The organism is Corynebacterium sp. UMB10321, assembly GCF_030228725.1.
GTDB lineage: Bacteria > Actinomycetota > Actinomycetes > Mycobacteriales > Mycobacteriaceae > Corynebacterium > Corynebacterium pseudogenitalium.
This window is the reverse complement of the sequence record NZ_JASOZC010000006.1, coordinates 107,132-123,410: the sequence shown is the minus strand read 5'-3', so window position 1 is coordinate 123,410 and position 16,279 is coordinate 107,132. Positions and strand designations below refer to the sequence as shown.

Annotated in this window: 11 protein-coding genes and 1 tRNA gene; 7 read left to right on the top strand and 5 right to left on the bottom strand. The window is 59.6% G+C overall.

Features of this window, described 5'->3' with window-relative positions; translation table 11 throughout:
* Window positions 1-202: 202 nt before the first annotated feature.
* Together QP752_RS07495 and QP752_RS07490 are read left to right on the top strand one after the other, a co-directional pair.
* On the top strand, window positions 203-2,260 hold the full coding sequence (locus QP752_RS07495) for an acyltransferase family protein (RefSeq protein ID WP_070479322.1): 2,058 nt from the start codon (window positions 203-205) through the stop codon (window positions 2,258-2,260).
* Between the two features lie 8 nt (window positions 2,261-2,268).
* A complete protein-coding gene (locus QP752_RS07490; RefSeq protein ID WP_070362768.1) occupies window positions 2,269-2,895 on the top strand; it encodes a class I SAM-dependent methyltransferase in 627 nt (208 codons plus the stop codon).
* 18 nt (window positions 2,896-2,913) lie between these two features.
* On the opposite strand, the gene QP752_RS07485 is transcribed toward QP752_RS07490, so the two are convergent.
* The 4 genes from QP752_RS07485 to QP752_RS07470 form a co-directional block, all read right to left on the bottom strand.
* Complete coding sequence (locus QP752_RS07485; protein ID WP_141742270.1) at window positions 2,914-3,474, bottom strand: hypothetical protein; 561 nt, start codon at window positions 3,472-3,474, stop codon at window positions 2,914-2,916.
* Between the two features lie 98 nt (window positions 3,475-3,572).
* A tRNA-Leu gene (locus tag QP752_RS07480) sits at window positions 3,573-3,646 on the bottom strand.
* Window positions 3,647-3,720: 74 nt separating this feature from the next.
* Window positions 3,721-7,305, bottom strand: coding sequence for a transcription-repair coupling factor (gene mfd / locus QP752_RS07475; RefSeq protein WP_083433236.1), 3,585 nt, complete (start codon window positions 7,303-7,305; stop codon window positions 3,721-3,723).
* A gap of 47 nt (window positions 7,306-7,352) precedes the next feature.
* Window positions 7,353-7,985: a TetR/AcrR family transcriptional regulator gene (locus QP752_RS07470; protein WP_070362771.1), complete on the bottom strand. Its 633-nt coding sequence runs from the start codon at window positions 7,983-7,985 to the stop codon at window positions 7,353-7,355.
* Between the two features lie 355 nt (window positions 7,986-8,340).
* Here QP752_RS07470 and QP752_RS07465 point away from each other — a divergent pair, with 355 nt between their 5' ends.
* Window positions 8,341-9,384 carry a DUF3800 domain-containing protein gene (locus QP752_RS07465; RefSeq protein WP_284805149.1) on the top strand — a complete coding sequence of 348 codons (1,044 nt, stop codon included), beginning with the start codon at window positions 8,341-8,343 and terminating at the stop codon, window positions 9,382-9,384.
* Between the two features lie 41 nt (window positions 9,385-9,425).
* On the opposite strand, the gene QP752_RS07460 is transcribed toward QP752_RS07465, so the two are convergent.
* Window positions 9,426-10,958: a multicopper oxidase family protein gene (locus tag QP752_RS07460; protein WP_070976178.1), complete on the bottom strand. Its 1,533-nt coding sequence runs from the start codon at window positions 10,956-10,958 to the stop codon at window positions 9,426-9,428.
* Window positions 10,959-11,012: 54 nt separating this feature from the next.
* Here QP752_RS07460 and QP752_RS07455 point away from each other — a divergent pair, with 54 nt between their 5' ends.
* The 4 genes from QP752_RS07455 to QP752_RS07440 all read left to right on the top strand — a co-directional run bounded on the left by QP752_RS07455 (window position 11,013) and on the right by QP752_RS07440 (window position 16,253).
* Entirely contained in the window at window positions 11,013-12,239 is a 1,227-nt protein-coding gene (locus QP752_RS07455) for an MFS transporter (RefSeq protein ID WP_256041789.1), read from the top strand.
* 66 nt (window positions 12,240-12,305) lie between these two features.
* Window positions 12,306-13,745 carry a bifunctional UDP-N-acetylglucosamine diphosphorylase/glucosamine-1-phosphate N-acetyltransferase GlmU gene (gene glmU / locus QP752_RS07450; RefSeq protein ID WP_284805146.1) on the top strand — a complete coding sequence of 480 codons (1,440 nt, stop codon included), beginning with the start codon at window positions 12,306-12,308 and terminating at the stop codon, window positions 13,743-13,745.
* Window positions 13,746-13,754: 9 nt separating this feature from the next.
* Complete coding sequence (locus QP752_RS07445) at window positions 13,755-14,732, top strand: ribose-phosphate diphosphokinase (protein ID WP_070362775.1); 978 nt, start codon at window positions 13,755-13,757, stop codon at window positions 14,730-14,732.
* Between the two features lie 162 nt (window positions 14,733-14,894).
* Window positions 14,895-16,253, top strand: a complete 1,359-nt coding sequence (locus tag QP752_RS07440; protein ID WP_070976174.1) for an amino acid permease — start codon at window positions 14,895-14,897, stop codon at window positions 16,251-16,253.
* The last annotated feature ends 26 nt before the right edge of the window (window positions 16,254-16,279 follow it).

Here is a 16,279-nt window from a genome sequence, read left to right as displayed (position 1 = left end):
CCCCTGATCCTTTCTTTTGAGAACAATCGTTCACCTACTCCAACGCACTGGGTGTTGTTTTAGTTCCATGCGCCCAAAGAATTTGTCCGGATCACGCCACTGAGCGTGGCCTCTGCAGCAATCTGCACCACAATTCATGTCCATCTTTCTGGCAGCGCTATACTTCTGTACGTTTGTCGCACTCCAGGAAGGTCGCCATCCCATGCCGCCCCCAATATCAGGTTCTCACCGCTATGTCCCCGCCCTCGACGGGATCCGAACGCTAGCGGTCATGCTGGTTATCGCGTACCACCTCAACCTCCCTGGGTTCAGCGGTGGCCTGCTAGGCGTGGGCGTGTTCTTCACCCTCTCGGGGTACTTGATCACGCTTAACCTCATGCGTGGGCACTACCGGGATAACTCGCTGCACCTGAAGACGTTTTGGGTCAGGCGTTTCCGCCGTCTCATACCTGCGATGCTGACCACAGTGTTGGCAGTCGTGATTCTTTCCGTCGCGTTCGATGCGGGCAACCTTCGTGACCGCTCGTTTGAAGCGTTGAGCTCCATTTTCTACGTGAACAACTGGCATAACATCGCCGTCGGTTCATCGTACTTCGATCAGTTCAATGGCCCCGGTCCGCTGGACCATATGTGGTCACTGGCGATCGAGGAACAATTTTATCTCTTGTGGCCGCTGTTGCTGTGGGTGCTGCTGAGGGTGTTCCGTCGTGGGTGGATTGTCGCCGTCGTGACCACGGTGCTCGCCGGAGCTTCCTTTATCTGGATGTGGGTGCTCGCTGATCCTTCTATCGACGCGACTCGCGTCTACGAGGGCACCGATACCCGCGCGGGCGGGCTGCTCCTCGGCGCGGTCTTAGCAATCGTGGTTTCCTCACGGAAGCACGCCGGTAAGAACATTGGTTCCTCCCCTGTTCTGAGCACCGTTGTTGGCACCCTCGGCTTCGGCGGCATCTTCGCGCTGAGCATGCTCGTCGCGCAGGAAAACATGTTCTTGTACAAGGGTGGGATCCTGCTTCTGAACCTTGCGTCAGTTGCTGCTATCTACTCAGTCATTGGGGCGCGCGGCCCCTGGACGACCATTTTCAGCTGGGAGCCGCTTCGCTGGATCGGCGAACGCTCCTACGGTATTTACCTGTGGCACATGCCGGTGATTTACTTCATGCCGGATGCGTGGTTGCAGGATCACCGCGTGTGGTCCTCCATCCTCGTGTTTGTGCTTTCGACTGCACTTGCTGCGCTGAGCTGGACCATGTTTGAGAACCCAATCCGTCGCAATGGCGTGTTCGGGCCCCTGAAGCAATTCCGCGCACACCCGTTGGAGGCACTCCGCCCGATCACGCTTGGTTCGACGATTACGCTCGCCGCAATCATTGCAATAGGCATCCCGGCTGTGTTCGCCATGGATACCTCGAAGCCGAACACCACCATGTCCCTGCCTCAGGATGCGCAACGCGGAGGCACGCGCGACCATCGCGAGGGAAAGGACAAAGCCAAGGAAACTGAGGAAAGCTTGACGACGTCCGCCTCTGAGAAAGCTTCATGGGAGGACCAGCCTTCGGACGTGAAGATGAGCTGCGAGAAGGTCATCCACGTCGGCGATTCCACCTCGATTGGCATGTTCGATATCAACCAGCTTCCTGAAGGCGCGGTCACTGCGATTGACCGATACTTGGACGCTGGCGCAAGCGAGGTAGATACGAGCGTGTTTGGCGCTCGCGCGACGAATCAGGGATTCAACGGCAACGGAGAGAACTACCCGTCTGCGATTGAGTCCGTGCAGCAACTGCTCGCCCAGGGTGCAGCTGACGATGGCACCTGCTGGGTCATCGCCACCGGCGTGAACGACGCCGCCAACGCAGACGCTGCCCGCTCCTACGGCTACGACCCCACGGGTGAGTTGGAGGCAAACATCCGCAAGATGCTTGACCTGTTGGAGGGCTACCGCGTGATGTGGCCGACAGCCGCAACGGGTAACCCGTCGAATGGCTACTACGCCAACGAGAACATGGACGAGTTCAATGTTGCATTGCGCAAGGTTGCGAAGGAGCGTCGAGACGTAGTCGTCTACGACTGGGCGAGCGAGGCGCGCTCCAACTTGGATTGGTTCCTCGCAGACGACGAGGTGCACTACAACGCCACCGGCAATGACATCCGTGGCAAGCACTTTGCTGCCGCACTTGCTCACGCGTTCCCGAAGGATATCCCGGTAGACGCCATCCCAACGGACGCGGAGGTGACTTCCAAGGGGCCGAAGCTATAGTTTTGGGCATGGCCACTTGGAAAGAAATTGTCGCTGCAAACCCTGACCACTCCGAGAATTACGCCCAGCGGTGGCGCAACTTCGTGCAACAGGGCAAAGATATCGACGGGGAGGCCCGGCTTATCGACGCCCTCTCCGCCCGCCACTCCCGCATCCTCGATGCAGGGTGCGGGACTGGTCGCCTTGGCGGCTATCTGGCAAAGCGTGGACATATCGTCTTCGGTGTGGACATCGACCCGGTGCTGATCGGGTACGCGAAGCAAGACTTCCCCGAAGCAACTTGGGTAGTTGGCGACCTTTCCGCCGATCCGATCGAGGTCCGCGATATCGATATTGCGGTCTCGGCAGGCAACGTGATGGGGTTCCTCGCCGTCGACGGTCGCAGGCCCGCGCTTGAGAACATCTTCCGAACGCTACGTCCGGGCGGACGGTTCGTCGTCGGCTTCGGGCGTGGGCGCGGATGGGAGTTCGACGACTTCCTCACCATGTGCCACGAAGTCGGGTTCCAGCCACAGCACCAGTTTGCGAGCTGGGACTTGGAGCCGTTCACGGAGCAGTCCGGGTTCTTGGTTGCTGTGTTGCAAAAGCCAAAGGTTGATGAGCAGGCCGTTCGCTCGTTAACGAACCTACTCTAATAGTTCGCTGGCCCGACCTTACTGAACAAGGTTGACGCGATTCGCCATCCGTTGGCTACCGCCAGACGTGTAGAAGTGCACCGAGTTGTTCTCGTCTTCGGGGTGATCGCACCACATGTCACGGCCATCGCTGCCCATCTTGCACACCATCGGGTAGGTTTCGCCGGTGACGGGACTCGTCACCGAGATATCAGCCCGCGGCACCGCGTTCACGTTGGGGTTCGCCGCTACGTAGCGCCAGGTTGCGGCGTAGGCGACGTCGAAGATCTCAGCTGCAAATTCGCACGATGTTGCGGGTCCCGCCTTGATTCGGTCGCCGAACTCAGTGGTGCCACACTCCCCTCCTACTTGACCAGTGTTGATGGAGTGGCGCGTTGAAAATGTATGAGTCTCGGTATCCTCGGAGGCGCTGGTTGGGGCGGCGGTGTCCTCCGCGTGTGAATCTGTGGTGGTGATTGTTTGGGTGATCGTGGCCGGGGCTGCATCGTTGCTGCTGGAGCTCGAACCACTGTCACCGGAACAACCCACAACGCCCAAACAAGCGACTGCGATCATCCCGACTGCTGCGTATTGCTTCATTGCTTCCTCAAGGTCTTCGGAGAAAAGGGGTGCCCACAGCATAGCCGATAGGAACACAAAAGGTCCCGCTACCTGTAGGTATGCGGGACGTTGCGTTGTGCCCCCAGTGGGACTCGAACCCACACTGAATTGATTTTAAGTCAACTGCCTCTGCCGATTGGGCTATAGGGGCGCACGGGCCCATAGTACAGGCAGCACCGGGAAAACTCCCAATAGGCACCACCGGACAAAGCCCGGTAGAAACCGCTACTGGCTCACACTGATGATGCGTTTCTTTTTCCTGCCACCGTCGCCATCGGACTCACCAGTAACGGAGATCTTCTCGGCATCGAAAATGTCCGCGATGAAGTCGGCGACCCACTGCAGCAGCTCCATGTCGCGCAGGTTTGGCTGGTTGATGCCTTTGCCTTCACGTGGCATTGGTACCTGCAGTGTCTTTGCCGCAGCACGGTAATTCGCTCCCGAGTACAGGCGCTTCAACCTGACTTGCTTCGAGTCTGGCAACTCCACGGGGTGGAACTTGATCCTCGTGCCTTGAGTCAAGATATCCGAGATTCCAGCAGTTCGAGCCAAGTGGCGCACGCGTGCAACCGCGAAGAGGCGCAAGACCTCGGTCGGAAGTGGTCCGAAGCGGTCGATCATTTCCTCGGCAACCTTGCGCAGGTCCTGCTCATCGCGGGCCTCGGCAAGTTTTCGGTACACGTCCAGGCGCAGGCGCTCGGCGTTGATGTAGCTTTCGGGGATGTGGGCGTCGACAGGCAGATCCACTCGGATCTCCTTCGGGCCCTGGTCTGTCGCGTCGACGACTTCGCCGGTCATGAGCGCCTTGTACGTTTCGACGGCCTCCCCGACCAGCCGGACGTACATGTCGAAGCCAACACCTGCAATGTGGCCGGACTGCTCCGCGCCGAGCACGTTGCCGGCACCGCGCATCTCCAGGTCCTTCTGCGCGACAGCAATGCCGGCGCCGAGGTCGTTGTTCTGTGCGATGGTCGCAAGTCGGTCGTAGGACGTTTCGGTGAGTGTCTTCTCTTTCGGGTACAGGAAGTACGCGTAGCCGCGCTCGCGGGAACGCCCGACGCGCCCGCGCAGCTGGTGCAGCTGGCTCAGACCCATGTTCTGCGCGTTCTCCACGATCAGGGTGTTAGCGTTGGCGATATCCAGGCCGGTCTCCACGATGGTGGTGCAGACAAGCACGTCGAATTCGCGGTTCCAAAACCCTTGGACTGTCTGCTCAAGCTGCTGCTCACCCATCTGCCCATGCGCGACCACGACGCGGGCCTCCGGTACGAGTTGCCGCAGCGAGCGCGCCGTCTTCTCAATATCGGAGACGCGGTTGTGGATGTAAAACACCTGGCCGTCGCGGAGCAGTTCGCGTCGAATAGCTGCCGCAACCTGCTTCTCTTCCTGCGGGCCAACGTAGGTCAGCACCGGGTGGCGGTCCTCCGGAGGAGTCGTGATCGAGGTCATCTCGCGGATGCCCGTCAGGCTCATCTCCAGGGTCCGCGGGATTGGCGTCGCGGTCATCGTGAGCACGTCGACGTGACTCTTCAGGGCCTTGATGTGCTCCTTGTGCTCTACGCCGAAGCGCTGCTCCTCATCCACAATGATGAGGCCAAGCTGCTTCCAGAACACGCCCGTCTGCAGCAGACGGTGTGTGCCGATCACAACGTCGACGGAACCATCCGCCAACCCTGCCATAATCTCCTTAGCTTCCTTCGCTGAGGTAAAGCGCGACAGCTCGCGAACGGTGACCCCGAAGCCGTCCATTCGCTCGTTGAACGTGGAGTAATGCTGCTGGGCAAGAAGCGTCGTCGGCACAAGCACCGCCACCTGCTGTCCGTCTTGCACTGCCTTGAACGCGGCGCGAACAGCAACCTCGGTCTTTCCGAATCCCACGTCACCGACGATCACGCGGTCCATCGGTGTCGGCTTCTCCATGTCCTCCTTGACCGCCTCAATGGCAGCGAGCTGGTCCTCCGTTTCTACGAACGGGAACGCGTCCTCCATCTCGTGTTGCCACGGTGTGTCTGGGCCGAAAGCGTGGCCCGGCGCGGCTTGACGCTTAGCGTAAAGCTCAATGAGTTCGCCGGCGATTTCGCGTACGGCGGCGCGCGCCTTGCGCTTGGTGTTCTTCCAGTCGGAGCCGCCCATCTTGGACAGCGAAGGCTTCTCGCCGCCGGTGTATTTGCTCAGCAGGTCGAGGGATTCCATCGGCACCCAGAGCTGATCGCCGGGCTGGCCGCGCTTAGCTGGTTGGTATTCCAACACGATGTACTCGCGCCGGGAGGCTTCGTCACCGGTTTTGATGGTGCGCTCGGCCATCTTGATGAACTTGCCGATGCCATGCGTGTCATGCACAACAAAATCACCGGGAGTCAGCGCGAGTGGGTCCACCCGGTTCCGGCGCCGCGGGCGGCGCCGCTTCGCGCCAGCGATGTCGCCGACGCGGTTGCCGGTCACGTCGGTTTCTGTCACTACCACGAGGTTGGGTCCGGGGAACACGAGACCTGCATGTGAAAGGGACTGGTAGACCGTGACCGCGCCATCGACGGGTTCCAACCCAGGGGTGGCGATGCGCGCCGAGATACCGTGCTCCCTCAGTCGCTCCGCCATGCGCTCAACGGTGCCCTTCGCTGGCGCCACGAACGCTACCTTGCCCCCGTTGGTTTGCACGTGCAGTTTCAACGTCGCGTAGAGCTGCTCAATTGCTTTGGGCTCGCCCTTCGGTGCGGGTGCAGCCTCGAATTCCAGCGGCAGCGTCATCGCATCATCGGCGGCAAACATGCCTGGAGGTGCGAATGTCCACCACGCGTTGCCCGCGTTGCGTGCCGACACTTCCAACGACTCGAACGAACGGAACGAGGACGCCGATACGTCCAGCCCCTCCACAGCAAGCGGGCCCTCCGCACCCATCGCCGCGGCCTCCCACCCAGCTTCCAAGAATTCCTGGTCCGTGGCTTCGAGGTCCGCGATACGGGTGCGCACCTTTTCAGGCCCAGAGACGAACACAATGCTGCCCTTCGGCATGAGCTCCGGCAGCACCGAGTACTTCGCGTCGCTGAGCACCGGGATGAGTACCTCTTCCCCATCGGCGTGGGTGTGCTCAGAGATCCGCGTGAGCAGCTGCACCAGCGTGGTATTCGACGGGTTCGTGCGGGCAAGCTCATCGGCGCGTTTGGCCACGCTGGCGTCGATAATTAACTGGCGCGCCGGAAAAAGCTCGACGGATGTGAGCTCCTCGATGGTGCGCTGGTCGGCGACGGCGAAGCTTCGGATGTCGGTGACTTCGTCGCCCCAGAACTCGAGGCGCACTGGGTACTCGGCGGTGGTCGGAAAGATATCGATGATGCCACCGCGCGTGGCGAACTCCCCGCGCTTTGCCACCATGTCGACGTGCTCGTAGGCGAAGTTGACGGCTTGTTCGGTCAGCTCCGTGAAGTCCCACTCGGTATCGACTTTCACTGTAATCGGCTCCACCGCGGGCAACACTGGCTGGCAGAAGGCGCGCGCCGAGGCGACGATGACCTGGGGCATCTCCCACAGCACCTTCGCACGGGCACCCACGACATCAGGCGCCGGCGACAACCGCTCGTGAGGCAGCGTCTCAAAAGCGGGGAAGTTGGCGACCTTGCCCTTTCCGAGCATCGCCTGCAGTTCAGCAGTCAGATCCTCCGCCTCGTGGCTCGTTGCGGTCACCAACAGCACCGGAACCTGGCGAGCCAGCGCACCCGTAGCCCACGAACGAACCTGGTCAATTCCAGTCACGTGCAGCGAGTCGACGCCGATGTTGCCCACCAAGCCCTTAAGCTTCGGGTCGGTAAGCGCCATAGTGAGCAAACCACCCAACGCAGGCGCCTGAGCTGTCTGTTCTTCCACTACTGTTCCTCCACTTCGTTCGTCATGATGCGGGGCTGTGCCTCCAACCCGCTCAACCCGTTCCAGCACAGGTTCGAAATGTGCGCCGCGACCGTCGCCTTATCCAACCGCGTATCGACGCCCCGTTGGTCCAACCACCACAACGCTGTATTCGACACGGTCCCAACCAGCGCCTGCCCGTACAGTGCCGCCACCGAAGCATCGAGGCCGCGGTGCTCAAACGCACGCTCAAGCAGGTAGGACACCTCCGCAGTTACGCGGTTCAGCACTGTCGAGTACGTTCGTTCACGTCCGAGGATCCTACCGTGCACCAGGATGATAAACCCATCAGTTTCCTCATCGATGTACGTCAGCAGAGCCAACACGCCATTATCAATGCGCTCTCGCCAGCGTCCGTTCTGGATCACTTCGACAATCGTGCGCTCGAACCGCGCCATCTCCTGCGAAACGACGGCGTCGTACAACCCGGTCTTACTGCCAAAGTGTTCGTACACGACGGGCTTCGACACATCTGCACGCAGCGCAATCTCCTCCATGGAGATTCCATCAAATCCACGTTCTGCAAAGGCAGCGCGACCAATTGCGAGCAACTGGTCCCTGCGCTGCGTTCTTGTCATTCGCTGCCGAGCCATGCATTCTAGCTTAGAGCCCACCCCGGGCATCACCCCGACAGCCCGTAAACTGCCAGCTCATCACACTTTTTAACATTTCGTGAGGTTTCGGTTACACTAGGTCGAGTAATTCCCCATGGTGTAATCGGCAACACTACGGTTTTTGGTACCGTCATTCTAGGTTCGAGTCCTGGTGGGGAAGCTTTTTATTGCCCCCGCTACCTGGCGCTTTGCCTGGGTTGGGGGTGTTTTTCGTTTTCCAGCGGGGTGAACTGTGGGGCGTTTGAGGGCGTTTGTGGGGGTTTATGTAGTCAAAATGTAGTCACGAAACTGCACGATTGACTCCGTTTACCGGAAAAGCTATATTGAAATTGCAGTGGCGGCGCTGAAACACGCGTACCGCGCTAATTCCGGCGGCCAGAGCAAAGCATTGTTCTGGCCGCTGAGCTATCTCGAAGGAACCGCCATGCTCATAGCCTACCTCGATGAATTCGGACACCAGGGCCCCTACATCCGACATGACCATAAAAAGTTTAATACACACCCAGTATTTGGTTATGCCGGGTATTTGATACCGTCGCACAGCGTTCGGCAATTTGGTGGCTATTTTGAGTACGTAAAAGAACAGCTTCTTGACTGGGAAATTACGCAAGCTAATGCGCATCCAAGACGGTGGGAAAAGAAGAGATCAGCACTCTTTACCACCGCGAATATCCGCGAGTACAAGGATGAAATCAACCCAGCGACTAAGAGGCTGTACCGAAAACTGGGAAATCTTGGTGGTCAACTCTTCTTCTTTGGACAAGAGAAGCCAATTGGCCCAGTCAGCGTCACTAAAGAGACTTCTCAAGAGCGCGAGGAACATTGTTTGATCCAAGCCATCAATAGGCTTGGCAGGATAGCGACGAAAGCCAATGAAGAGCTGCTGGTCATCATGGATGCAACTGATACGGACAACCGTGAACGTGCGGTCGCAACACTTGGCAAAACTATTTACAGCAAAACCAACAAAGATAACCGCAGCATCATTGAAGTTCCGATTCAGGCCGACAGTCACTTATACGGAACTATCCAGTTTGCTGACTGGACGTGTGCGTTGCTCGGACGGCTCACAGACTACCACTTCGCAGAACGGTCACAATTTGCTTGGTCGGTCGACCTCTGTAGAGATGTGTTCAAGCGCTGTTCGCCCTCCAGCAACTCGATTATTTGGAGCAATTCAACCGATCACTCATTGAAGTGCTCTCCAAAGCATCTAATAAACACGACAAAGTTTTGGGAAATCGCTGCGGAGCACGAAGCCAGAAACAAACGCCGTATGCAAGGCAACCAACAAATGCTGCAGCGCATCGTCTCGGCAGGTTCCCCTGACTTACAACGGAAGTTAGACGCCATTCGCGGAGGCAAAGCTTCCAAGTAATTCTTAAACCTTTTCAGGTCGTGGTCTTCCTGGAACTTAGCCTAGTGGTGATGCCCCTCCGGCATCGGCCGCAGGTTCGCCTTCTGCCCAGGCTCAACCATGACGAACTGCCCCATCATCCCTTCATCTTCGTGGAAGAGCATGTGGCAGTGGTACATGTACGCCAAGGTCGGATCCGGGTGCCAGCCGAACTCCACAATGAGGGTGACGGTTGACAGTGGCGGTACATAGATCGTGTCGTGCCAGCCTTCGGTGAATGCGACGTCGCCGTTGTCCACCTTGTCCACCAGGAACCTGGCGTTGTGGACGTGGAAGTTGTGCGGCCAGTCGGAGTTCTCGTTGGTGACGTGCCAGACTTCGGGGCCATTGTGGTCGATGACAAAGTCGACGCGTTCCATATCCATGGATTGCTCGTTGATTTGGAAGCCGTTAAGCCGGAACTCGCGCTCCGGTGCTCCGCTGACATCAGGACGCACCACGGGGACGAGCTGTGCCGGTAGCGCGTCGAGTGCGGTGTCGTGTTCCGGCGCTGCGATCTCGAGCAGGTCGAAGGTGTCTTGCAGGCCAAACCCGTTGGCGACTTCCTCGTCAGGCAGGCCTCCCCCATTGGGGACGCCGTCGCTGCGCAGCATCAGGTCCTTGCCCGCCTCAAGGTCGACGATGATCTCTACCCGCTCGCCAGGGCTCAGCAGTACCGCGTCGGCTTCGATGGGGGCGTCGAGAAGCCCCTGATCTGTCGCGATGATGTTGAACGGCACGCCGAGGCTGAGATGGTGGAAGCGCATCGTTGCACCGTTGAAGATGCGAAGTCGAACACGGCTTGTCGACGCCTCAAAGCGCGGCTTCGTGATACCGTTCACCAGCGGCGTTGTCCCGAGGAGACCATAGGTTGGGTCGATGGTTTCGTCGAGTTGGCCATCCTCAGTGAATTTCGCATCGGTGATGATGACGGGGATGTCGTCGACACCGTATTCCTGCGGCAGGCCGAGCGCGTCGGACGCGTCGTCGGCAACGACAATGCCCCCGGCGAGGCCGCGGTACGCGTGCAGCGCGGAAATCTCGTGCGGGTGCGGGTGGTACCAGCAGGTGGATGCGGCCTGTTCGACCTGCCAGGTCGGTTCCCAGCTCGCGCCAGGATCAAAGATGAGGGCCGGACCGCCATCAGCCGCCGCGGGCAGGTGGAGACCGTGCCAGTGGACCACCGTCGGCTCGTCGAGCTCGTTGTTCACCTTCATCTCGATCGTTTCACCTTGGCGCATGTAGAGCGTGGGCCCAAGCCATGGGCCATTGAAGCCCCAGGTCTTCGTCATGGTGCCGGGTACGATTTCGTACTCGCCTTGCTGCGCGGTGAGTTCAAAGCTGCGCGTGGTGCCGTTAAGCGTGCCCTGTTCCAGCGGCGGGATAGGAAGCGGGCGGGCTTCGGCCTCAGCGCCTTCGGGCGTCGCCTGGCCGGAGCGTACCCCTCCCGGGCCTTCCCCGGCGCACGCCGCCAACAGCGCAACCTGCGTAAACAGTGCGCCTTTAAAGAATGTCCTTCTACTGATGACGTTGCGGTGAGCGCGTGCCGAAGCCATGGGTTCTCCTCTTTCGAATGCGTAAACTCTGCTGCCGACCCTACTATCTTTGGTATGACGTCTCACGAGGAGTACAACGCACGCAGATTCGTGTGGGCCAACGGCTTGCAGGGAATCGGTGACCAAATCGTTGCTACAAAGACAGTATTACCGTGGCTGTTCACAGCTGCCGGGGTACCAGCCCTGTTCACGGCATTCTTGGTACCGATCCGCGAATCAGGCTCAATGCTGCCGCAAGCCGCGCTGAGCCCCTGGGTCACGTCGCAGCGTTCGCGAAAATGGGTGTGGTTGGTTGGTTCGTGGGGCCAGGCCGCATCAGCAGGGCTGATCGCGCTCTCTGCGGCGCTGCTCAGTGGCGCTGCCTTAGGCGTTGCGATTGTCATCCTGCTTGCAGCGCTCTCGATCTTCCGTGCGCTGTGTTCAATCTCAGGCAAAGATGTACAGGGACGAACCGTATCGAAGGGTCGCCGTGGTCTCATCACGGGGCGGGCTACCGCGCTGTCTGGCGCCGTCACCCTCGCGATCGGTGTCCTGTTCGCAATTCTCCCGAATGACCTACCCCGATGGGTCCTGGTGACGCTTCTTGCGGCGGGCGCCTCCACGTGGGCGTTCGCCTCCCTGGTTTTCCGCACCATTAAGGAGCCTGAAGAGGAACCCTCGGAGGCCTCCAGCAAGGGGTGGGCACGCCAAACGTGGGACCTGATTAAGGACGACAGGGATCTGCAGAAGTTCCTCATCGTTCGCTCCCTCATGCTGGTCACCGCCTTATCGACGCCATTTATTGTCGTGCTGGCCCAGCAACAGGGCACGAACCTTTCCTCACTCGGCGGCTTCATCCTGGCATCGGGTGGCGCAGCACTCGTTGGTGGAAAGGTCTCCGGTATGTGGGCGGATAAGTCGTCGAAAAACGCGATGGCGTGGGCTGCTGGCGCCGCATCCGTCGTGCTCGTGCTCTTGGTGATGTCCGGGCACTGGCTTGCTCCCGAGGTCAACCGCTGGATCATGCCAATCGGGTTTTTCCTGGTCAACTTGGCGCACACGACGGTGCGCGTGGGCCGAAAGACCTACCTCGTGGACATGGCGGAGGGTGATCGACGCACGATGATCACCGGCGCCGCGAACACAGCGATGGGGATCGTCCTGCTGATCGTCGGTGCGATTTCATCGGCGGTTTCGACCCTTGGACCTGAGGCAACGCTGCTGTTCCTGGCCGCAGTCGGCGCGGTGGGTGTGTGGCGCGCGGCAGGTTTGAAGGATGTGTCTGCAAACTCGCGCGCGTAGCGCGTTATGCTGTTGTGCAGTTGGTTTTATACCTCATTCACCGATGAATTAAGGAGTACCCGTTCAGTGGTAAATCATCCTGAATGCGCCGTCGTAGTCCTCGCCGCAGGTGCGGGCACGCGCATGAAGTCCAGCATCCAGAAAACACTGCACGAGATTGGCGGACGCAGTCTGCTCGCGCACTCGCTGCACGCAGCCAACGCGGTAGGCCCGCAGGAGCTCGTCGCGGTTGTCGGCCACCAGCGCGACCAGGTCTCCCCCGCCGTCGATGCTATCGCCGAGGAGATGGGGCGCAGCATCAAGCAGGCAGTGCAGGAGGAGCAAAACGGCACGGGCCACGCGGTGCAGTGCGGGCTTGAGGTCATCCCAGACTTCGAGGGCACTGTCGTTGTTACGAACGGTGATGTGCCGCTGTTGCAGCCATCGACAATCACCGAGCTTATCGACGCCCACAAAGCCACCAGCGCCGCCGTCACCGTCCTGTCGCTCGAGTTCGACAACCCAACTGGCTACGGCCGCATCATCCGCGACGCTTCCGGCAACGTGCTGGAAATCGTGGAGGAAAAGGACGCCAACGAGGAGCAAAAGAAGGTCCGCGAGGTCAACTCCGGCGTGTTCGCCTTCGATGCCGCGGTCCTGCGCGATGCGCTGACCCGCATCGACGCCAACAACGCACAGGGAGAGCTCTACATCACCGACGTACTCGGCATCGCGCGCGGCGACGGCAAGGCCGTCAGCGCCTACGTGGCGAAGGACCCTCGCGAGTTGGCCGGCGTGAACGACCGCGTGCAGCTCGCCGAGGCCGGCAAGGAACTCAACCGCCGCTTGGTCGAGCGCGCCATGCGCGCTGGCGCCACTGTCGTCGACCCTGCTACGACCTGGATCGGCGTGGATGTTGAGATCGGCCAGGACGTCATCATTCAGCCAAACACGCAGCTGTGGGGCTCAACCGTGATTGGCAACGGCGCGACCATCGGCCCAGACACCACCTTGACGGACATGGAGGTCGGCGAGGGTGCACAGGTTGTCCGCACGCAGGGCTCCCTCTCCGTCATCGGCGCGAATGCGAACGTCGGCCCATTCACGTTCATCCGCCCAGGCACCGAACTTGGCACGAATGGCAAGCTCGGCGGATTCGTCGAAGCCAAGAACGCAAAGATTGGTGAAGGCTCAAAGGTGCCACACCTGACCTACATTGGCGACGCCACCGTTGGCCGCGAGTCCAACATCGGCGCATCGTCTGTGTTCGCCAACTACGACGGCGTCCAGAAGCACCACACCACGATCGGCGACTACTGCCGAACTGGCTCGGACACGATGTTCGTAGCGCCAGTAACCGTAGGCGATGGCGCGTACACTGGCGCAGGTACGGTGGTAACAAAGGATGTGCCGGCGGGTGCGCTGGCCATCAAGGAGGGCCATCAGCGCAACATCGAAGGTTGGGTTGAGGCCAACCGCCCGGGTACGGACGCAGCGAATGCTGCAAAGAAAGCACGCGAGAACTAAAGGATCACCATGACTGGATATTCCACGGAAAGCCAAAAAGACCTCAAGCTATTTACTGGACGCGCCCACCCTGAGCTTGCGGAGGCCGTCGCAAAGTGTCTGAACATCGAGTTGGTACCGACCACCGCGCGCGATTTTGCGAATGGTGAAATCTTTGTCCGCTTCGAAGAGTCCGTGCGTGGCTCGGACTGCTTTGTGATGCAGTCGCACGCGCAGCCGCTGAATAAGTGGCTGATGGAGCAGCTCATCATGATTGATGCACTCAAGCGTGGTTCCGCAAAGCGCATCACCGCGATTCTGCCGTTCTACCCGTACGCCCGCCAGGACAAGAAGCACCGCGGCCGCGAGCCTATCTCCGCCCGCCTGGTTGCTGACCTGCTCACCGCTGCCGGCGCAGACCGCATCGTGTCCGTGGATCTGCACACGGATCAGATCCAGGGCTTCTTCGATGGCCCGGTCGACCACATGCACGCTCAGCCAATCCTGGTGGACTACATCAAGTCCAAGTACCCGATGGACAACCTCGTGGTGGTCTCCCCTGACGCTGGCCGCGTGAAGTCGGCTGAGAAGTGGGCCAATATGTTGGGTGATGCCCCGATGGCGTTCGTGCACAAGACTCGAGACATCGACGCCGCGAACAAGGTTGTCTCCAACCGCGTTGTCGGCGACGTCGACGGCAAAGACTGCATCCTGATGGACGACATGATTGATACCGGTGGCACCATCGCAGGTGCGGTCGGCGTGCTGAAGAAGGCCGGCGCGAAGTCGGTCGTCATCGCGTGTACCCACGGTGTCTTCTCTGACCCGGCACGTGAGCGTCTGAGCGACTGTGGCGCGGAGGAAGTGATCACGACCGACACGCTTCCGCAGAGCACCGAAGGCTGGAAGAACCTCACCGTGCTTTCCATCGCTCCGCTGCTGGCAAAGACCATTCACGAGATTTTCGAAAATGGCTCGGTAACGACGCTCTTCGAGGGGCAGGCATAGCCTTACGCCTCACTTTCGGGATCTCCCCCTTGCGCGCTTCCCCGCGAAGCGGCGTCAAGGGGGTTCTTTGTGCACACCCAACGGTTGTCTGACACACGCAATTGATTAATGTGTGAGGAAGCCTCCGGCTATCCGGCAATCTTTATCGCAAGGAGTACGCCAATGAGCGGCGATGAACAACACCAAGTCACCAGCGATGGTGGCCTGCAGCGCAAGGTGAAAAACCGCCAGCTGCAGATGATCGCATTCGGTTCCTGTATCGGAACTGGCCTGTTTCTTGGTTCTGCGGAATCCATTAGCTATGCGGGCCCAGCGGTCCTGCTCACATTTTTAATTGTCGGGTTCATCGTCTATCTGCTGATGCGCATGCTCGGCGAGATGGCAGTAGCGCATCCTGTCTCAGGCTCGTTCGCGGCCTATGCTCGTGAGTTTATCGGCCCGCGCGCCGGGTTTATCACGGGATGGAACTGGTGGTTTACCACCATCGTGGTGGGCATGATTGAGCTCACCGCGATGGGCACCTTCCTCGACTTCTGGTTCCCTGACATTCCACACTGGCTCACTGCGCTTGTCACGCTTGTCGTTGTGATGCTTGTGAACGCAGCACGCGTGAGCGTGTTCGCAGAGGCCGAGTACTGGCTCTCACTGTTTAAGGTCATTGCGCTGATCCTGATGATCATTCTGGGCGTTGTGCTGGTGCTTGGTCTTGGTCCGGAGCCAGCAGTCGGTTTTGGCAACCTCTTTGTCCACGGCGGATTCTTCCCGAATGGTGCATCTGGTGTGCTGTTCTCCCTGGTAGCGGTGACCTTTACATTCGGCGGCATCATGTCGATCGGCACGGCAGCTGGCGAGACAGAGCACCCGGAGAAGACGATCCCACGCGCAGTGAACTCTGTTATTTGGCGCATTTTGGTCTTCTACATCGGTGGCATGAGCGTCATCTTGCTGCTCGCGCCGTGGGACGAACAGGATATTTCCGCCAGCCCGTTCGTCAGGGTGCTCTCCTCTGTGGGAATCGACAGCGCCGCCCACTTGCTCAACCTTGTTATTTTGGTAGCGGTTGCGTCAGTGTGTAACACAATGACGTACTCGGGAAGCCGTATGCTGCGCGATCTCGCGCGCAATGGCCAGGCGTCCTCATTTTTCGCAGCAACAACCAAAAAGGGGTTGCCGCTTCGCGCTCTGCTGTTCAACGGTTCGCTGATGGGCATTGTGGTCTTCATGAACTACTTCTTTGAGGGTCGTGTGTTCGCCATCCTGCTTGCCATCATCGTCGGCTCCGAGCTGATTACTTGGGCTGCTGTGTGCTTCGCGCACCTGAACTTCCGGAAGACGCACCCCGATGTGTCGTTCCGCGCTCCGTGGTACCCAGTGGCAAACTGGATCTGTGCAGGGTTCTTCATCCTGGTGCTGGTCCTGATGGCGTTCCTGCCTGATTACCGCACCGGCCTGTTCGCTCTGATCGGCTGGGTGATCGCGCTTTCAATCATTTGGGCGTTGAAGCCGAAGTCGCGCGCCTAAAATTTTCTATTCTCTACTCAAGGAGC

What these genes read in the sequence shown, in the direction of transcription:
- QP752_RS07495 (WP_070479322.1), top strand. Translation starts at nt 203, where the DNA reads ATGCCGCCCCCAATATCAGGTTCTCACCGCTATGTCCCCGCCCTCGAC.
- QP752_RS07490 (WP_070362768.1), top strand. Translation starts at nt 2,269, where the DNA reads ATGGCCACTTGGAAAGAAATTGTCGCTGCAAACCCTGACCACTCCGAG.
- QP752_RS07485 (WP_141742270.1), bottom strand. Translation starts at nt 3,474, where the DNA reads ATGAAGCAATACGCAGCAGTCGGGATGATCGCAGTCGCTTGTTTGGGC.
- mfd (WP_083433236.1), bottom strand. Translation starts at nt 7,305, where the DNA reads ATGGCGCTTACCGACCCGAAGCTTAAGGGCTTGGTGGGCAACATCGGC.
- QP752_RS07470 (WP_070362771.1), bottom strand. Translation starts at nt 7,985, where the DNA reads ATGGCTCGGCAGCGAATGACAAGAACGCAGCGCAGGGACCAGTTGCTC.
- QP752_RS07460 (WP_070976178.1), bottom strand. Translation starts at nt 10,958, where the DNA reads ATGGCTTCGGCACGCGCTCACCGCAACGTCATCAGTAGAAGGACATTC.
- QP752_RS07455 (WP_256041789.1), top strand. Translation starts at nt 11,013, where the DNA reads ATGACGTCTCACGAGGAGTACAACGCACGCAGATTCGTGTGGGCCAAC.
- QP752_RS07445 (WP_070362775.1), top strand. Translation starts at nt 13,755, where the DNA reads ATGACTGGATATTCCACGGAAAGCCAAAAAGACCTCAAGCTATTTACT.
- QP752_RS07440 (WP_070976174.1), top strand. Translation starts at nt 14,895, where the DNA reads ATGAGCGGCGATGAACAACACCAAGTCACCAGCGATGGTGGCCTGCAG.